The organism is Streptomyces sp. NPDC053474 (genome assembly GCF_044544845.1).
In the GTDB taxonomy this organism is placed as follows: domain Bacteria; phylum Actinomycetota; class Actinomycetes; order Streptomycetales; family Streptomycetaceae; genus Streptomyces.
In genome coordinates this window covers 480122-496305 of the sequence record NZ_JBITXV010000001.1, presented here as the reverse complement: position 1 = coordinate 496305, position 16184 = coordinate 480122, and the positions used below count along the sequence as shown (strand labels likewise).

The window sequence follows — 16184 nt, the reverse complement described above, 5'->3', positions numbered from 1 at the left end:
GCCCGGAACCACCAACCCCCCGTGGTGTCCGGGCACACCTCACGCGATCCGCCGCACGCCACTGAGCGGCGGCTCCCTTTCCTACGTATCGTCAGTTGACGGCTCAACGGGAGAGGCGGCGGACAGCCATGGTTCACGGCATGCGCACGGACACCCACACCGGCTATGCCCGGCGGAACGGCTGGCGGGACACCGCCACCCGCTACGCCCTGCTCCCGTTGAGGATCTTCCTCGGTGTCACCTTCATCTACGCGGGCCTGGACAAGCTCACCGACAGCGCCTTCATGAAGGCGAGCGGTACCGGCTCGATCGGCGAGCAGATGCACAACATCCGCGACATCTCCGCCCTCCCCGAACTCGTCGACCTCGCCCTGAAGAGCCCCGTCGGCTTCGGCTACGCCATCGCCCTCGGCGAAGTGGCCGTCGGCATCGGCACCCTGATCGGCCTGCTCGCCCGGATCGCCGCGCTCGGCGGCGCGCTGATCTCGCTCAGCCTCTGGCTGACCATGAGCTGGTCCGCCGAGCCCTACTACTACGGCAACGACCTCGCCTATCTGATGGCCTGGCTGCCGCTCGTGCTCGCGGGGGCGTCCTTCCTCTCCGTCGACGCTTGGATCGCCCAGCGCCGCGATGCCTCCGGGCTACGGCTGCGCTAGCCCCGGCCCGACTCGCTCGTGTGCGTCTCGCCCGGGCCCATGGTGCGCGTCCCGTCCTCGCGCGTGCCGGTGCGGGCCCGGCGGCCCTTGCGTATGCCGTGGGCCACGGTCGCCGTGGCGCCCGCGAGGCACAGACCTCCCGTCACGATCGGGATGATCACGAACCAGGGCGTGTCCCACAGTCCGCCCGCGTCGCCCGCGTAGACGAGCCCGGCGAGCGTCACGAAGAAGCCCCCGACCAGCCGCCCCGGCTGGAACTCATGACGCAGCACGTGCCACCTCCGCCTGTCCGATGCCGACCTCGAGCCGCAGGTCGAGCGTGCCTTCGGCCTTGACGCCCGCGGGCGGGGCCAACGTCACCGACTTCTGCTTGTCGGGGGCGATGTCCACGTCCTGGCTGTCGTCGCTCGGCAGCTGGATGTCTCCGACACCCACCTCGATCCTCAGGTCCACCTTGGTGTCCTCGGGCACGATCACCTTCAGCTTTCCGGCGCCCACCTCCGCCCGCGTGCGCACCGTCTGGTCCTTGCGGAGGTCGACCCGGCTCAGGTCCAGGGTGGCGACGCCCGTCCCCAGCTCGTACCGAGAGCGGATGTCCGAGGCCGTGGCCGGGGTCCAGCCCTTGCGTATCCAGTCCGCCGTGATGTTCTTCGGCAGGGCCGCTGCGGTGGCGACGAGGGCGGCGGTGATGATCGCCAGCAGGATGGAGCCCGCGCCCGTGCGCCCCAGGAACGAGCTGATCGCGATGCCGAGGCCGAGCACGGCGAGCGCGCAGGCGAACCCGGTCTGCAGGCTGGTGCCGAGCGGCTGGTCCTCCCAGGTCAGGCTCGTGCCGAGGCCGGCCGCGACCAGGGCGGCCAGGAACACCCAGCCACCGATCCAGCGGGGCCCGCGGCGCCCCGGCGGCTCCTTGTCCAAGGGGGGCGCGCCCCACGCCGAGGTGTGCCCCGGGGGCGGCTGGTACTCCACCGCGATCGGCTCGGGGCCCCAGAAGTACTTCGGCGGGCCCTCCTCGCCGACGGGGGTGCGCCACCAGGACGGGGCCCCGGTGACGGGCGGCGCCTTCGTCTCGGGCGGGGCGTCCGCGACGGCCTGGGCGGCCGCGGGGTCGGGGTCCGGGGTGCCGCGCTGGCGCGACCAGTACCCCGCGCCCGCGAGGAGGACGCCGAGGACGGCCGCGAAGGTCAGCGCCCCGCTGTTGCCGATCAGGGTCAGGAAGACGCCGCAGCCGACGAGGGCGAAGAGGACGGCGGTCAGGGCGTGGCCGTCGACGCGGGCGGTCAGCAGCCGTCGCGCCTCGTTCTCCTCCTCTCCCTCATAAGGGATGAGCAGCCAGGCGAAGCCGTAGAAAACCAGGCCGAGACCGCTGGTGACCGCGAGCACGGCCAGGCCGATGCGGAAGATCACCGGGTCCATGTCGCAGTGCCGACCGAGGCCCGCGCACACGCCGCCCAGCTTGCGGTGCCGGGGGTCGCGGCGGAACTTCCGCTCGCGCGCGACCTCCGCGCCGCCCGGCTCCTCGGCCGTCGCGGATGGATGATCGCGCGGCGGGGCCTGTGGACCCGGCGCGGGCTGCTGATCTGTCATGAGTCCATGGTGACGGCCCCGCCCCGCTCGCGGCAGTCGGGAGAACCCTGGCCGAACCCTGATATCACCCCTGACGGCCCCGGAGCCGCGACCCTGACGCGGGCCCTGCGCCCGCCCGCCGCCGCGCCCGCCGCCGCGCCCGCCGCCGCGCCCGCCGCCGCGCCCGCCGCCGCGCCCGCCGCCGCGCCCGGCCCGCGCCCGCCCGCCTCCGCCCCCGCGACCGGCCCGTGACCGGCCGCGACCAGCCCCCGAGATCAGGGGAGTCTCGGGGATCGACCCTGATGCCCCCGGCCCCGCCCGCGTGTGACCATCGGTGGCATGCCAGACGCCGCAGCTGTACCCATCGAAGACGAGCGGCCGCTGCGGAAGCTCTATCGCAGCGGTGAGGGCCGCCTGCTCGGCGGGGTCGCACGCGGCCTCGCGGGCCACCTCGGCCTGCCCGTCATCTGGGTGCGGCTCATCTTCATCGGACTCTTCACGGCGAACGGCCTCGGCGCGCTGCTCTACGCGGCGTTCTGGTTCTTCGTGCCCCTCGGCGTCGGCGGCGTCGGCGCCCAGCGCGCCGCCGTGGTCACCACGGAGACGGCGGCGGACGGCCGCCGCAGACTCGTCGCCCGCAAGCCGGACAAGGGCCAGATCGTCGCGCTCCTCGCGATGCTCGCCGTCGCCATGGTCTTCGTCGGCAGCGTGGACCTCGGCGGCCCGACGAAGGCGTATCTCTGGCCGACCCTGCTCGTCGCCGCCGGTGTCGCCCTCGTCTGGCGCCAGGCGGACAACGCCCGGCGGGCCCGCTGGATGGAGGTCGGCCGCAAGCGCCGCACCCTGACGATCGCCCGGACCGCGGCCGGTGTGCTCCTCGTCGGCGTCGGCGTGTCCGGCATCTTCGTGCTGCGCGGCTCCGCGTCCGACCTGGGCGCGGCCCTGCAGGCGGCGCTCGCCGTGCTCGTCGGCATAGCGCTGCTCGCGGGCCCCTATCTCGTGCGGATGACGCAGGACCTCTCCGAGGAGCGGCTGATGCGCATCCGCGCCCAGGAGCGCGCCGAGGTCGCCGCCCACGTGCATGACTCGGTGCTCCACACCCTGACGCTCATCCAGCGCAACGCGGACAGTCCCGGCGAGGTCCGCCGCCTCGCCCGCGCGCAGGAGCGCGACCTGCGCGCCTGGCTGTACAAGCCGGAGGGCACCGGCAAGGAGGAGGCCGAGGAGCCCGACACCCTCGCCGAGGCGGTCCGGCGCAACGCCGCGGAGGTCGAGGACAAGCACGGCGTCCCCATCGAGGTCGTCGTCGTTGGCGACTGCCCGCTCGACGAGCGCCTGACGGCGCAGATGCAGGCCGCGAGAGAAGCGATGGTGAACGCCGCCAAGTACGGTGGCGAGGGCGGCGCGGTGCAGGTCTTCGCCGAGGTCGAGGGGGAGACGGTCTTCGTGTCGGTCCGCGACCGCGGCCCGGGCTTCGACCTGGACGCGGTACCGGACGACCGCATGGGCGTACGAGAATCGATCATCGGCCGCATGCAGCGCAACGGCGGTACGGCGCGGCTGCGCACGGTGCCGGGCGGCGGCACGGAAGTCGAGCTGGAGATGGAGAGGACGGCGGCGACATGAGCGACGCGACCGAAGCGAGCGGGCCCGTGGATCCGGCCGCCGGGGCAGCGGAGGCCGGGACCGGCGCCGCACGGCGGGTGAAGGTCGTCCTGGTCGACGACCACCGGATGTTTCGCACGGGAGTGCAGGCGGAGATCGGCCAGACCGAGCGCACGGGCGTCGAGGTCGTCGGCGAGGCCGCGGACGTCGACCAGGCGGTCACGGTGATCACGGCGGCCCGGCCCGAGGTCGTGCTGCTCGACGTGCACCTGCCGGGCGGCGGCGGGGTGGAAGTCCTGCGCCGCTGCGCGCCGTTGATGGCCGACGCGGAGAGCCCGGTGCGGTTCCTCGCGCTGTCCGTGTCGGACGCCGCCGAGGACGTCATCGGCGTCATCCGGGGCGGCGCCCGCGGCTATGTCACCAAGACCATCACCGGCACCGACCTGGTCGACTCGATCTTCCGGGTGCAGGAGGGCGACGCGGTGTTCTCGCCGCGCCTCGCCGGTTTCGTCCTGGACGCCTTCGCCTCGACGGACGCGGCGCCGGTGGACGAGGACCTGGACCGCCTCACCCAGCGCGAGCGCGAGGTCCTGCGCCTCATCGCGCGCGGGTACGCGTACAAGGAGATCGCCAAGCAGCTGTACATCTCCGTGAAGACGGTCGAGTCGCATGTGTCGGCGGTCCTGAGGAAGCTCCAGCTGTCGAACCGGCACGAGCTGACGAGGTGGGCGACGGCCCGACGGCTCGTCTGACGGGCCCACCACGCCCCGCTCCGGCGCCGCTCCAGCGCCCTGCCCGGCCCGGCAAGCTCCGTCCCGTCACCCCGTTACGTCCCGTGCCGACGCGCTGCCCGCCCCACGACCGCCCGGCGGCGTCCCCGCCCGCCCCGCTCCCGCGCGGCCCTCACGCCACCCGTGTGGCGCCCGCGAACGGCATCTGGTCGATGGGGGCCAGACGGACCGGCGCGCTGGGGTTGGGGGCGTGGATCATCTGGCCGTTGCCCACGTAGAGGCCGACGTGGCTGATGCCGGAGTAGAAGAACACCAGGTCGCCCGGCTGGAGTTCGGAGCGTCCGACGCGGCGGCCCGCGTCGATCTGGGCGTAGGTCGTGCGCGGCAGCGAGACGCCCGCCGCGCGGTAGGCGGCCTGCGTGAGGCCGGAGCAGTCGAAGGCGTTCGGGCCCGTGGCGCCCCAGACATAGGGGCTGCCGAGCGCCTTGTAGGCGTACGAGACGGCCTTCGCGGCGCGGGAGTCGGGGGCCTTCACGGTGCCCGCCGGGACCGCGCCGCGCGCGTCGTCGCGGGACGGCCGCCCGGAGCTGTCGGAGCTGTCGGGGCTGCCTGAGCCCGCTGGGCCACGGGCTTCGTCGTCGCGCTCGGCGCGGGCGAGGCGCGCCCGTTCGTCGGCGGTCAGCCGGGCGAGCAGGCGCTTGGCCTCGCCGAGCTTGCCGGTCACGGTCTTCTTGTGCTTCCGCAGGTCCGCCTGACGGGACTTGAGGTCGCCGAGGGTGTCGTCGGCCTCGGTGTGGAGCTGGTCGAGCTCCCTGACCTGGCGTCGTACGTCGGCGACCTCGGCGGCCTGGCGACGGCCCGCGTGGTCGGCGCGGGTGGCCCGGTCGAGGAAGGCGTCCGGGTCGGCGGAGAGCGCGAGCTGGACGGACGGGTCGACGGCTCCGGCGCGGTACTGGGCGGTGGCCAGTGAGCCGAGGCCCTGGCGCGCCGAGTTGAGCCGCTCCGTCTTGCGGGCGGCCTCGTCCCGCAGGTCCCGCAGGGACTCCTCGGCCCGGTCGGCCTTCTCCTTGGCGCCGTTGTACTTCTCGGTGGCGACCTCGGCCTCGCGGTACAGCCGGTCGACCTTGGCCCTCACCTCGCCGAGGGAGAGCCGCGGCTCGGCGTGTCCGGTGCCCTCGAAGGCGGTCGCCGTGGCCGCCGACGCGAGGGCGAGGGTGGCGGCGGTACGGGCCGTATGGCCGCTGAGCGAGCGCTGCTTCGGCTTGCGGTGCTGTGGCACGGAGGCTCCACGTCCTTCCACAGTGGCCAGGTCCGGTACGGGTCCGGCGACGCCGCGCACAGGGGGAACGAGGCGCCGCCGGACTTCTCGGCGGTGATGTCCGGCTGCCGTCCCTGGTCCGGACGACGGTGGGGAGCCGGTCACCGGTCATGGACGCTAAACCTCGCCGTCACCGGGTCGTGACCTGTTGTGCGGAAGTGGCGCCCGTGGCCCGCTCGTGACCGGGCGCGACCGCTCCGGCGGCCGGTCGGCACCCGCTTCACCCGTTCCTGTGACCGATGTGGTGTTTGTGGTCCACCTGCCTGAAGGGGGGTGATACGGGCCCGGTTAGGCTCCGCCCCATGGACGTACTCATCCATCTCTTCGTCGGCCTGCACATCATCGGTATCGCCTCGCTCCTGGGCGGCTTCCTGACCCAGATGAAGGCGATGGGTGACGGCACGGCCCGCTTCGGCCCCCCGATGCTGCACGGCGCGCTCACCATGCTGATCACGGGCGTGGCCCTGGTCGGCCTGAACCAGGCCGACGACAACGAGGTCAACAACCTCAAGATCGGCATCAAGATGGCGGTCCTCGTCGTGATCCTCGGGCTCGTGTACCTGAAGCGCGACGAGGAGAGGGTGGACAAGGCGATGTTCGGCGCGGTCGGCGCGCTGACGACGGCGAACATCTTCATCGCCGTCCTGTGGACGTAGCCGCCCACCGCCCACGTTTTCGGCCCTCTACGTAGAGCAGCGAACCCTCTACGTAGAGGGCCGAAAACGTGTCGCCCTCCTAGGGAGATGGATCAGGCGGGCCGGACCACACTGTGGATCGGCATGTAGTAGATCGACTCGACGCGTACGTTCGCGCCCGGCTTGGGGGCGTGGATCATCTTGCCGTTGCCTATGTAGATCCCTACGTGGCTGATGTCGTCGTAGAAGAAGACCAGGTCACCGCGTTTGGCGCTGGACGTGGACACCGTGGTGCCGACCTTCACCTGGTCCCAGGTGGTGCGGGGCAGTGAGATCCCGGCGGTCTTCCACGCGGCCTGCGTGAGCCCGGAGCAGTCGTAGGAGCCGGGGCCCGTGGCGCCCCATACGTAGGGCTTGCCGATCTGCTTCTCGGCGAAGCCGATCACCTTCTCGGCCTTCGCGGCGTACCCGCCGTCCGTGCTCCCGGAACCAGAACCGGAACCGGAACCCGAACCGGAATCAGAGTCGGAACCCGCTCCCGACCCGGTACCGGTGTCGGAGCCCGACCCGGCCCCCGCCCCCGAGCCGCCGTCGGAGCCCCGCTCCCGCTCCCGCCGCTCGGCCTCCCTGGCCTCCTCGGCCTTCCGCTTACGCTCCTCCTCCGCCTGCTTGCGCGCCAGCTCGGCGGCCTTGCGCCGGGCCGCCTCCTCCTTCCGCTTCTCGATCGCGGCGAGCCGCGCCTTCTCCTCGGCGGTCAGCTTCGACAGGAGGGTGCGGGCCTCGCCGAGCTTGGTCTGGACGGTCCGCTTGCTCGACTTCAGCTCGTCGCGGGAGCGGCTGAGCGTCTTCAGGCTCTTCGCGGCCTTCGCGCGCTGCTTGGTGGCCGCCACCTGCTGGGTCTGGTAGTCGTCGACGGCCTTCTTCTGGCGGTTGGTGAGCCGGTCCGCGAGGTGGTTCTGGTCGAAGAAGCCCTTCGGGTCGTCGGCGAGCATCAACGCGGCGGTCTCGGAGACGGCGCCGGTGCGGTACTGGGCGGCCGCGAAGGAGCCGAGCTGCCGACGGGCCTCGTTCAGGTCGTCCGTGCGCTGGGCGACGTCGTCCAGGAGCTTGTCGACGTGCTTGCGCTGCTTGTCAGTGCGTTCCTTGGCCGAGTTGTACTTCTGGGTGGCCACGCCCGCCTGGTGGTAGAGGTCGTCGACCTTCTTCTGGACCTCTTCGAGGCTCGGCTCGGCGGGCCTGGTGGGCTCGGCGGGGGCGGACGGTGCCGCGTTCGCGCTCTGTGACAGGAGCGCTACGGAGGTCAGCGCGGCCGTCGTGATGCCGAGTGCGGGGGCGCTGCGTGCCAGGGGGGATCGGGTGCGCGGCTTGCGGTGCGACGCCAAGGGAGGCGACTCCTTCCGTGGACCGCCTACCGGGTTAGCTGTCGGGTTCGGGCGGTTCGGAAGGGCTGCCCTACCGGCCCGTGCGAGGCGCAGCGGGACGGATTCACCCCAGGATCATGGTGGGTCCCCGGCTCCGGACGCGTCGGGATCGGCGCGCGTCGGACTCGGCGGAGGCCGCGCGGCCCGGCGTGGTTCGCCGGTTTGGGGGGACGTGCGGCCCGCGGAGCACGCTAGCCAACTCCGGTGGCGCGGGGGAAGATTGATGTTCGATATGCCCGATACGTTTTCGTGACTTTCCGCACCTCCGTGTGGGGCCCGGAGCCGCCGCGACGCGGCTCACCTGCGGCGTGGCCCGGCGTGACCGCCCGGTGGCACCCCGTGGGCGGCGCCGGGCGGCCGGGGCGGTGGCCGGAACCCGGGGTGGTTTGTCAGTGGGGCCGCCTAGACTCGGGAGGCGATGAGCAGCCTCTTTGACGACAGCTTCCTGGCGGACCTCAAGCCCTCGCAGGGCGCTGAGGAGGAGCCCCCGCCGCCGCCCGAGGACAGCGCTCCGGAGCCGATTCCGGACGACCTGTTCGACGGGAAGTTCGACGCGCCCGCACCCCGGGACGGGTACTACCGGGACGGCGCCCCCCGCCCGGCCCTCGACCCGGCGGCGCTCCTCGACGGGCTGAACGAGAACCAGCGCGCGGCTGTCGTGCACGCGGGATCCCCCCTGCTCATCGTCGCGGGCGCGGGCTCCGGCAAGACCCGCGTACTGACCCACCGCATCGCGTACCTGCTCGCCGAGCGCGGGGTGCACCCCGGCCAGATCCTCGCGATCACGTTCACGAACAAGGCCGCGGGCGAGATGAAGGAGCGCGTCGAGCAGCTCGTCGGCCCGCGCGCGGGTGCGATGTGGGTGTCGACGTTCCACAGCGCGTGCGTGCGCATCCTGCGCCGCGAGTACAAGAAGCTGGGCTTCACGTCCTCGTTCTCGATCTACGACGCCGCGGACTCCAAGCGCCTGATGGCCTTGGTCTGCCGGGACCTGGACCTGGATCCGAAGAAGTTCCCGCCGAAGTCCTTCAGCGCCAAGATCTCGAACCTGAAGAACGAGCTGATCGACGAGGAGGACTTCGCCGCCCAGGCCGCCGACGGCTTCGAGAAGACCCTCGCCCAGGCGTACGCGATGTACCAGTCGCGCCTCCGCGAGGCCAACGCCCTCGACTTCGACGACCTGATCATGACGACGGTGCACCTCCTGCGCGCCTTCCCGGACGTCGCCGAGCACTACCGCCGCCGCTTCCGGCACGTCATGGTCGACGAGTACCAGGACACGAACCACGCGCAGTACGCGCTGGTGCGCGAGCTGGTCGGCCCTCCCCTGGAGGAGGGCGAGGAAGGCGAGGGGCCCGGCGAGCTGTGCGTGGTCGGTGACGCCGACCAGTCCATCTACGCCTTCCGCGGCGCCACGATCCGCAACATCCTCCAGTTCGAGGAGGACTACACGGACGCCACCACGATCCTCCTGGAGCAGAACTACCGCTCCACGCAGACGATCCTCAGCGCCGCCAACGCGGTCATCGAGCGCAACGAGAGCCGCCGCCCCAAGAACCTGTGGACGAACGCGGGCGCGGGCGCGGGCATCATCGGCTACGTCGCCGACACCGAGCACGACGAGGCGCAGTTCGTCGCCGACGAGATCGACCGCCTCACGGACGCGGGCGACGCGAAGGCCGGCGACGTGGCGATCTTCTACCGGACGAACGCGCAGTCGCGTGTCTTCGAAGAGATCTTCATCCGCGTCGGCCTGCCCTACAAGGTCGTCGGCGGCGTCCGCTTCTACGAGCGCAAGGAAGTCCGCGACGTCCTGGCCTACCTGCGGGTCCTCGCCAACCCGGAGGACGGCGTACCGATGCGCCGCATTCTGAACGTGCCGAAGCGCGGCATCGGCGACCGCGCCGAAGCCATGATCGACGCGCTGGCGCAGCGCGAGAAGATCTCCTTCCCGCAGGCCCTGCGCCGCGTGGACGAGGCGTACGGCATGGCGGCCCGCTCGGTGAACGCCGTCAAGCGGTTCAACGCCCTCATGGAGGAGCTGCGCACCGTCGTCGAGTCGGGCGCGGGCCCGGCGGTCGTCCTGGAGGCCGTACTCGAACGGACCGGGTACCTGGCCGAGTTGCAGTCCTCCACGGACCCGCAGGACGAGACGCGCATCGAGAACCTCCAGGAACTGGCCGCCGTGGCCCTGGAGTTCGAGCAGGAGCGCCAGGAGGGCGAGGCCGGGTCGCTGTCCGACTTCCTGGAGCGGGTGGCGCTCGTCGCCGACTCCGACCAGATCCCCGACGAGGAGGACGACGGCTCGGGCGTCATCACGCTGATGACGCTGCACACCGCCAAGGGCCTCGAATTCCCCGTCGTGTTCCTGACGGGCATGGAGGACGGCGTGTTCCCGCACATGCGCGCCCTCGGCCAGACCAAGGAGCTGGAGGAGGAGCGCCGCCTCGCGTACGTCGGCATCACGCGCGCGCGGGAGCGGCTCTACCTCACGCGGTCCTCGATGCGCAGCGCCTGGGGCCAGCCGTCGTACAACCCGCCGTCGCGCTTCCTGGAGGAGATCCCGGCGGCCCACCTGGAGTGGAAGCGGACGGGTTCCGTCGGCGCGCCCGCCTCGTCGGGGCCCGCCGGGGGAGTGGCGTCCTCGCTGTCGTCGTCGCGTTCGCGCGCGGGGGGCGCGCAGGGCTTTGCCACGCGCCGGGCGGCGGAGAAGCCGGTGGTGTCGCTCGCCGTGGGCGACCGCGTCACGCACGACCAGTTCGGCCTCGGCACGGTGGTCGGCGTGAAGGGCAGTGGGGCGAACGCGGAGGCGACGGTGGACTTCGGCGGGGAGAAGCCGAAGCGCCTGCTGCTGCGGTACGCGCCGGTCGAGAAGCTCTGAGCGAAGCCTCGTGGAGGGGGCCCGGCCGCCTCCACGAGGAGGGCGGCGGTGCTCGTGTCCGCTACGTCGGGTCCAGGCCGTGGCTGCGCAGCCACGGCAGGGGGTCTATCGCCGAGCCGCCGCCGGGGCGCACCTCGAAGTGCAGGTGGGGGCCGGTGGAGTTGCCGGAGTTCCCGGAGAAGGCGATGGTGTCGCCCGCCTTCACGGGGCCGTTGGAGATCTTGTGCGTGGAGAGGTGGCAGTACCACGTCTCCGTGCCGTCCTTGGCGGTCACGATCGCCATGTTTCCGTAGGCGCTGTTCCACTTCGTGGAGACGACGCCGTCGGTCGCGGCCATCACGGGCGTGCCGTACGACACCGGGAAGTCGATGCCGGAGTGCTGCGACATCCAGTTGATGCCCGCCTGGCCGTAGTACGCGCTCAGGCCGTGCTGGGCGACGGGGAGCGCGAACTTCGGGCGCAGCCGCTCCTTGCGCGCGGCCTCGGCGACCGCCTTCCGGTGCGCGGCGTCCTTGGCGGCCTTGAGGTCAATACGTTCCTGCGTACGGCTCGCGCGGTCGGCGAAGTCGCCCGCGTCGGCCGAGAGGTTGGCCAGCTGGGTGTCGAGCTTGTTGTTCGCGGCGGACGGCTGCACGGACGCGCTGTCCGGGGCGGAGGCCGCCCGCGTCTCCTTGGTGTCGTCGTCGCCTCCGCTGAGGCCACCGACCGACGCCGCGGCCACTCCCGCGACGCCCATCACGCACGCCGATGGCACGGCGACGGTGAGCAGCGCGGAACGCTTGGCGGGGGAGCGGCGCGACCGGGTGCGGGTGCGCGGGGCGGAGGCGCGCGTGGAGCGAGGGCGCTCGGAGGGGGCGTGCTCGCTGAGGTTCGCATCCGCTTCGATGTCGCCGAGTGCGTCGCCGGGCGTGTCGTCGGCGGTGAACTCGTGCTCGCCGGTGGCCGGTTGGCCGTACGCGGCGGACAGGGTGTCGCCGCTCTCGTAGGCGTCGCCCTGGTCGGGGGCCGCGGCGGCGGGCCCGTCCGTGGCCTCCGCGCCGTACGTCTCGGGCGTCGCGCCGTACGGCTCGTGGTCGCCGTCCCCGTTCCAGGCGGTGGCGTCGTACGCGCCGGTGTCGAAGACCTGGGTGGCCCACTGGCCGGTCTGCTGGGCGTCGGCCCAGGTGCTGGCGTCCCAGGTGGCGGTGGCGTCGGGGCCCGGCTGCGACGGGATGTCCGCGAGCTGCTGGTACCCGCCGGTGTCCCACCTGCCCGTGGTGTCGTGGCTGCCCGTGTCGTACGGGGAGGGGCCCTGCGGGGCGCTGAACCCGTCGTGGCCGAGGGGCTGCTGGCCCGTGGTGGCCCACTGGCCGGTGTCGTAGGCCTGGCCGGGGAGCTCGCCGAAGAGCGGGTCGGAGGGGAAGCCCCCACCGACCGCGAATCCGGAGCCGGAAGTGTCGAAGACGCCCGTGCCGTCATAGCCACCCGGGGCGTTGAACCCGGTGGCGGCGAAGGTGCCGGTGGCGTAGCCGTCGTACCCGTAGCCGACGTGCCGCGCGCTCTGGTCGTAGGAACCGTAGGGAGCGTAGTCGGCGTCGGGTGCCGGGGCCGGAGCGGGGGTCCCCGGCGGGTGACGGTCGTTCACCAACTTCTCTTTCGCCTCGACAGCATGGGGGCTGGCAGCGCAGTGCCGCGACTGTACCCGGCGGTATGCGGGCGCGACAATCTTCGGCAGGTTCCGCGCTCGCAGGAAACGGGCATTCGGCCGCCTTTCGGCGGACTGTGGGCACAGGCTTGGCCTTGCGTTCGAGGAGTGTTCGAGGTCTTTCGAGGTCAGGGGGCCTTCGTGGCGTGCGGGTCGGCGACGCTCAGGCCGTAAGGCCGTCGGTCGACGCCGGGGTGTCGGCGGCCGGGTCCGCGAGGTCCAGGGCCTGCCGGATCGCCGAGGCGACCGCGGGGTGCACCGGCAGGGCGAGGTGCCCGATGCCGGAGACGCGGACGTTCTGCGCGCTCAGGTCGGGGTGGTCGACGCAGGCCGTCTCGACCGGGTCCATCACCTGGTCCAGCTCGCTCCAGAAGCTCACGAACTGCGTACGACAGCCCGGCGCGGGCTCCCGCAGCTCCTGGATGACGTCCGAGCCCGGCCGCATCTGGCGGACGATCGGGTGCGCGTCCGCGAGCGGCGCGACGCGGGTGCCCGTGTGCGGGGTGCCGAGGGTGACCAGTGTGCGGACGCGGGTGTCGCCGCCGAGCCGCTGCGTGTAGTAGCGGGCGATGAGGCCGCCGAGGCTGTGGCCGACGATGTCCACGCGCGCGTGTCCCGTGCGCTCGCAGATCTCCTCGACGTGGCGGCCGAGCAGCTCGGCGGCCTTGCGGATGTCGCAGGTCAGCGGCGAGTAGTTGAGGGATTCGAGGTGCTGCCTGCCGTGCTGGGCGAGGCTGCGGCGCAGCAGGACGAAGACGGAGCGGTTGTCGATGAAGCCGTGCAGGAGCAGGACCGGGGGTTTGTCCCGGGCAGGCAGTCGCGGGGCGTCGGGCGGCGGTGGCTGCGGCGCCGGGCGCCGCTCCTGGGTGATGCCCGAGGGGTACAGCAGCAGGTGCCCGGCGAGGATCGCGAGCTCCAGGGCTGTCGCCTTCAGCAGGGCGAAGGGGAGTCCCGCCAGTCGCGCGGGCAGCAACGCGGCGCAGAGGCGAAAGGGCTGGATCCTGGTGACCGTCATGTCGACCTCCCGGTCGGCACACGGGCAGACACCCTTGTCCCCCGTGTGCCTCTCATGGGAAGCCGTGACCGAGGCATGACGAACCACGATGCGTCGCACCACGGACGAAGCCCCGCCGCCCCCGTGCCGTGCGGCTGACGGCACGGGGGCGCGGCGGCGGCCTCGTGGCGGCTCCCCTCGCGCGGCCCCCGGCTCTCGCCCCGTGAAACGGGGGCGGCGCGCAGCGAACGTGTCCCACCGTGTGATTTCCCCCTCCCTCTCCACCACGAAACTGCGTGCTGCGGGATGCTGGAGATAACGTTCGTTCACCTACCCGGCCGGTGCGGCGCGGGGTATCCGTGCTGGGACAGCGGTATTTCCGTACATGGACGTCGGTACATGGAGGCAGTGATGGGTGTGGGAGCCGGTCCGATCCGCGTGGTGGTCGCCAAGCCGGGCCTCGACGGCCACGATCGCGGGGCCAAGGTGATCGCGCGGGCCCTGCGCGACGCCGGCATGGAGGTCATCTACACCGGCCTGCACCAGACGCCCGAGCAGGTCGTCGACACGGCCATCCAGGAGGACGCCGACGCGATCGGCCTGTCCATCCTGTCCGGGGCGCACATGACGCTGTTCGCCCGCGTCATCGAGCTCCTGAAGGAGCGCGACGCGGCGGACATCCAGGTCTTCGGCGGCGGCATCATCCCCGAAGAGGACATCCCGCCGCTCAAGGAGATGGGCGTCGCGGAGATCTTCACGCCCGGGGCGACGACCACGGCGATCGTGGAGTGGGTCCGGGCGAACGTACGGCAGCCCACCGAGGCGTAGGTCCGCGCGCGGCGCTCCGTGGGGCCGGTCCCTGCGGGCCTCTCCGGGGCGGGCGGCTTCCTCGGGCCGAGTGGCTCCCCTGGGGCGGGCGGCTTCCCCGGGCCGGGCGGTGACGTGCTTCAAGGGGTGAGCTCCTCCCGCATCTCCGCGCGCAGGCGCAGGGTCGTGACCAGGCGTTGAAACGCCTCCGACCAGTAGCCTCCGGCGCCGGGCGCGGCGTCCTCGCGCTCGTCCGGCACGGCGGTGAGGGCGTCGAGCCGCACGGCTTCGGCCGGGTCGAGGCAGCGCTCCGCGAGGCCCATGACGCCGCTGAAGCTCCAGGGGTAACTGCCCGCGTCGCGTGCGATGTTCAGTGCGTCCACGACCGCGCGGCCGAGGTCGGGGGCCCAGGGGACGGCGCATCCGCCGAGCAGCTGGAAGGCCTCGGACAGGCCGTGCGCGTCGATGAAGCCCGCCACCCACGCGGCCCGCTCGGGCGCGGGCAGGGCGGACAGGAGCTTGGCGCGCTCCGCCAGGGACACCGCGCCCGGGCCCGCCGCGTCCGGCGCGGAGGGGGCGCCGAGCAGCGCCCGTGACCAGGTCGCGTCGCGCTGGCGGACGGCGGCGCGGCACCACGCGGCGTGCAGCTCGCCGCGCCAGTCGTCCGCGACGGGAAGCGCCACGATGTCGGCAGGGGCGCGGCCGCCGAGTCTGTGCCGCCAGGTCGCGAGGGGTGCGGCCTCCACCAGCTGGCCGAGCCACCAGGAGCGCTCGCCCCGGCCCGCGGGCGGCTTCGGGGCGACGCCGTCGCGCTCCATGCCCGCGTCGCACTCGTGCGGGGCCTCCACGGTGAGCGTCGGGGTGCTCGCGGTGCGGTCGAGCGCCACGCAGGAGGAGGCGCGGTCGGCCATGCGGCTCGCGAGCGCCGAGGTCGGCAGGGCGGACAGGAGCTCGGCGGCCGTGGCGCGGACGTTGCGGCTGCGGTCGCGGAGGGCCTGCTCCAGGAACGGCTCGTCGGCCGGGCCCAGGCCCGTGCGCAGCGAGTCGAGGAACATCAGCCGGTCCTCGGCCCGCTCCGTCGCCCAGGTGTCGGCCAGGAGCTCGCGCCCGGCGGCTGGGTCGTGTTCCCGGAGGGTGGTGAGGAGCGCGACGCGCTCCGCGAACAGGCCCTCCTGCCAGCGGCGTTCGACCTCGGCCCGGGCCTGGGTGCCGGTGGCCGCGGCGCGGTGCGGGGCGGCGCGCAGCGCGAACTTCCAGTCCGGGTTGAGCCCCGCGAGCCACAGGGCGCGCGGGCCCGCGAAGGCCAGGGCCTGGGGGCGCAGGTCGGTGCGGCCGCGGGCCGCGGCCAACAGCGCGGGCAGCAGCTCCGGCGGGGCCGCGAAGCCCCGGTCGATGGCCAGGGCCAGCCACTGGGGCAGCAGTTCCATCAGGTCGGGCGCGGTGCCCCGGCGGCCGCCGCCCGCCGCCGGGTGGTCGGCGAGCAGGCTCGCGAGGCGACGCCGGGCCGCGGGCGGCACGACGGGCCGGGGGTCCTCGGGAGCGGGCTCGGGCCGTGCGGCAGCGGGCGCGGGGCGCAGGCCCGCTCTGCGGTGCACCGTCTGGACGGCCGCCGCGTCCAGAAGGGCTATGGGGGCCTCCTTGCCGGGCGCGTCCAGGGGCGGCGTGCGCCGGTCCGTGCCCAGGAGCGCCGCCGTGACGAGCTCTTCCCAAGGAGTGCGGGTGAAGGCGGCCGCCGCAGGGGCGGGGAGTGGGTCGGCCGGGTGGCCGGGTGGGGCCTCCGCCGTGGGTGCGGGGAGTTGGGGCTGCGGGGCGGTCGGCTCCGTGCGGGGCGTACGCGTCGTCCGCGCGCGCGTGGCGGGTGTCGGTGTCGTCATCTTCGCTCCCTC

At 73.1% G+C, this 16184-nt stretch carries 14 protein-coding genes and 1 riboswitch; of the genes, 7 read left to right on the top strand and 7 right to left on the bottom strand.

Annotated elements, in window-relative coordinates; all coding sequences use genetic code 11:
- Window positions 1–128: 128 nt before the first annotated feature.
- Window positions 129–656 carry a DoxX family protein gene (locus ACIG3E_RS02170; RefSeq protein WP_399610120.1) on the top strand — a complete coding sequence of 176 codons (528 nt, stop codon included), beginning with the start codon at window positions 129–131 and terminating at the stop codon, window positions 654–656.
- Here ACIG3E_RS02170 and ACIG3E_RS02165 read toward each other — a convergent pair.
- Together ACIG3E_RS02165 and ACIG3E_RS02160 are read right to left on the bottom strand one after the other, a co-directional pair.
- Window positions 653–928, bottom strand: a complete 276-nt coding sequence (locus ACIG3E_RS02165) for a hypothetical protein (RefSeq protein WP_399610117.1) — start codon at window positions 926–928, stop codon at window positions 653–655. The genes ACIG3E_RS02170 and ACIG3E_RS02165 overlap by 4 nt on opposite strands.
- Window positions 915–2243 (bottom strand): PspC domain-containing protein, encoded by a 1329-nt coding sequence (locus ACIG3E_RS02160; RefSeq protein WP_399610115.1) that lies wholly within the window; start codon window positions 2241–2243, stop codon window positions 915–917. Before ACIG3E_RS02160 ends, ACIG3E_RS02165 begins: the two co-directional genes overlap by 14 nt.
- A gap of 6 nt (window positions 2244–2249) precedes the next feature.
- On the opposite strand from ACIG3E_RS02160, the gene ACIG3E_RS02155 reads away from it, so the two are divergent.
- From ACIG3E_RS02155 to ACIG3E_RS02145, 3 genes are all read left to right on the top strand, one after another.
- The gene (locus ACIG3E_RS02155; RefSeq protein ID WP_399610113.1) at window positions 2250–2474 is read left to right on the top strand and encodes a hypothetical protein; all 225 of its coding nucleotides are present in this window, start codon (window positions 2250–2252) and stop codon (window positions 2472–2474) included.
- Between the two features lie 87 nt (window positions 2475–2561).
- The gene (locus ACIG3E_RS02150; RefSeq protein WP_242721310.1) at window positions 2562–3848 is read left to right on the top strand and encodes a PspC domain-containing protein; all 1287 of its coding nucleotides are present in this window, start codon (window positions 2562–2564) and stop codon (window positions 3846–3848) included.
- Complete coding sequence (locus ACIG3E_RS02145; protein ID WP_399610110.1) at window positions 3845–4579, top strand: LuxR C-terminal-related transcriptional regulator; 735 nt, start codon at window positions 3845–3847, stop codon at window positions 4577–4579. Before ACIG3E_RS02150 ends, ACIG3E_RS02145 begins: the two co-directional genes overlap by 4 nt.
- Before the next feature lie 151 nt (window positions 4580–4730).
- On the opposite strand, the gene ACIG3E_RS02140 is transcribed toward ACIG3E_RS02145, so the two are convergent.
- Window positions 4731–5837: an NlpC/P60 family protein gene (locus tag ACIG3E_RS02140; protein ID WP_399610108.1), complete on the bottom strand. Its 1107-nt coding sequence runs from the start codon at window positions 5835–5837 to the stop codon at window positions 4731–4733.
- Between the two features lie 341 nt (window positions 5838–6178).
- On the opposite strand from ACIG3E_RS02140, the gene ACIG3E_RS02135 reads away from it, so the two are divergent.
- On the top strand, window positions 6179–6532 hold the full coding sequence (locus tag ACIG3E_RS02135) for a hypothetical protein (RefSeq protein ID WP_399610105.1): 354 nt from the start codon (window positions 6179–6181) through the stop codon (window positions 6530–6532).
- A gap of 92 nt (window positions 6533–6624) precedes the next feature.
- On the opposite strand, the gene ACIG3E_RS02130 is transcribed toward ACIG3E_RS02135, so the two are convergent.
- Window positions 6625–7893: an NlpC/P60 family protein gene (locus ACIG3E_RS02130; RefSeq protein ID WP_399610103.1), complete on the bottom strand. Its 1269-nt coding sequence runs from the start codon at window positions 7891–7893 to the stop codon at window positions 6625–6627.
- A 7-nt stretch (window positions 7894–7900) separates the two neighbouring features.
- A riboswitch (cyclic di-AMP (ydaO/yuaA leader) is annotated at window positions 7901–8057 on the bottom strand.
- Window positions 8058–8350: 293 nt separating this feature from the next.
- Between ACIG3E_RS02130 and pcrA the strand changes: the two genes are divergently transcribed.
- Window positions 8351–10813, top strand: coding sequence for a DNA helicase PcrA (gene pcrA, locus ACIG3E_RS02125; protein ID WP_399610101.1), 2463 nt, complete (start codon window positions 8351–8353; stop codon window positions 10811–10813).
- Window positions 10814–10874: 61 nt separating this feature from the next.
- Here pcrA and ACIG3E_RS02120 read toward each other — a convergent pair whose 3' ends face one another.
- Complete coding sequence (locus tag ACIG3E_RS02120; protein WP_399610099.1) at window positions 10875–12437, bottom strand: M23 family metallopeptidase; 1563 nt, start codon at window positions 12435–12437, stop codon at window positions 10875–10877.
- 223 nt (window positions 12438–12660) lie between these two features.
- The gene (locus ACIG3E_RS02115; RefSeq protein ID WP_399610097.1) at window positions 12661–13512 is read right to left on the bottom strand and encodes a lipase family alpha/beta hydrolase; all 852 of its coding nucleotides are present in this window, start codon (window positions 13510–13512) and stop codon (window positions 12661–12663) included.
- Between the two features lie 390 nt (window positions 13513–13902).
- Between ACIG3E_RS02115 and ACIG3E_RS02110 the strand changes: the two genes are divergently transcribed.
- The gene (locus ACIG3E_RS02110) at window positions 13903–14319 is read left to right on the top strand and encodes a cobalamin B12-binding domain-containing protein (protein ID WP_138961378.1); all 417 of its coding nucleotides are present in this window, start codon (window positions 13903–13905) and stop codon (window positions 14317–14319) included.
- 119 nt (window positions 14320–14438) lie between these two features.
- Here the strand turns inward: ACIG3E_RS02110 and ACIG3E_RS02105 are convergent, their stop codons facing one another.
- Window positions 14439–16172 (bottom strand): DUF5691 domain-containing protein, encoded by a 1734-nt coding sequence (locus ACIG3E_RS02105; RefSeq protein WP_399610094.1) that lies wholly within the window; start codon window positions 16170–16172, stop codon window positions 14439–14441.
- Window positions 16173–16184 lie beyond the last annotated feature (12 nt).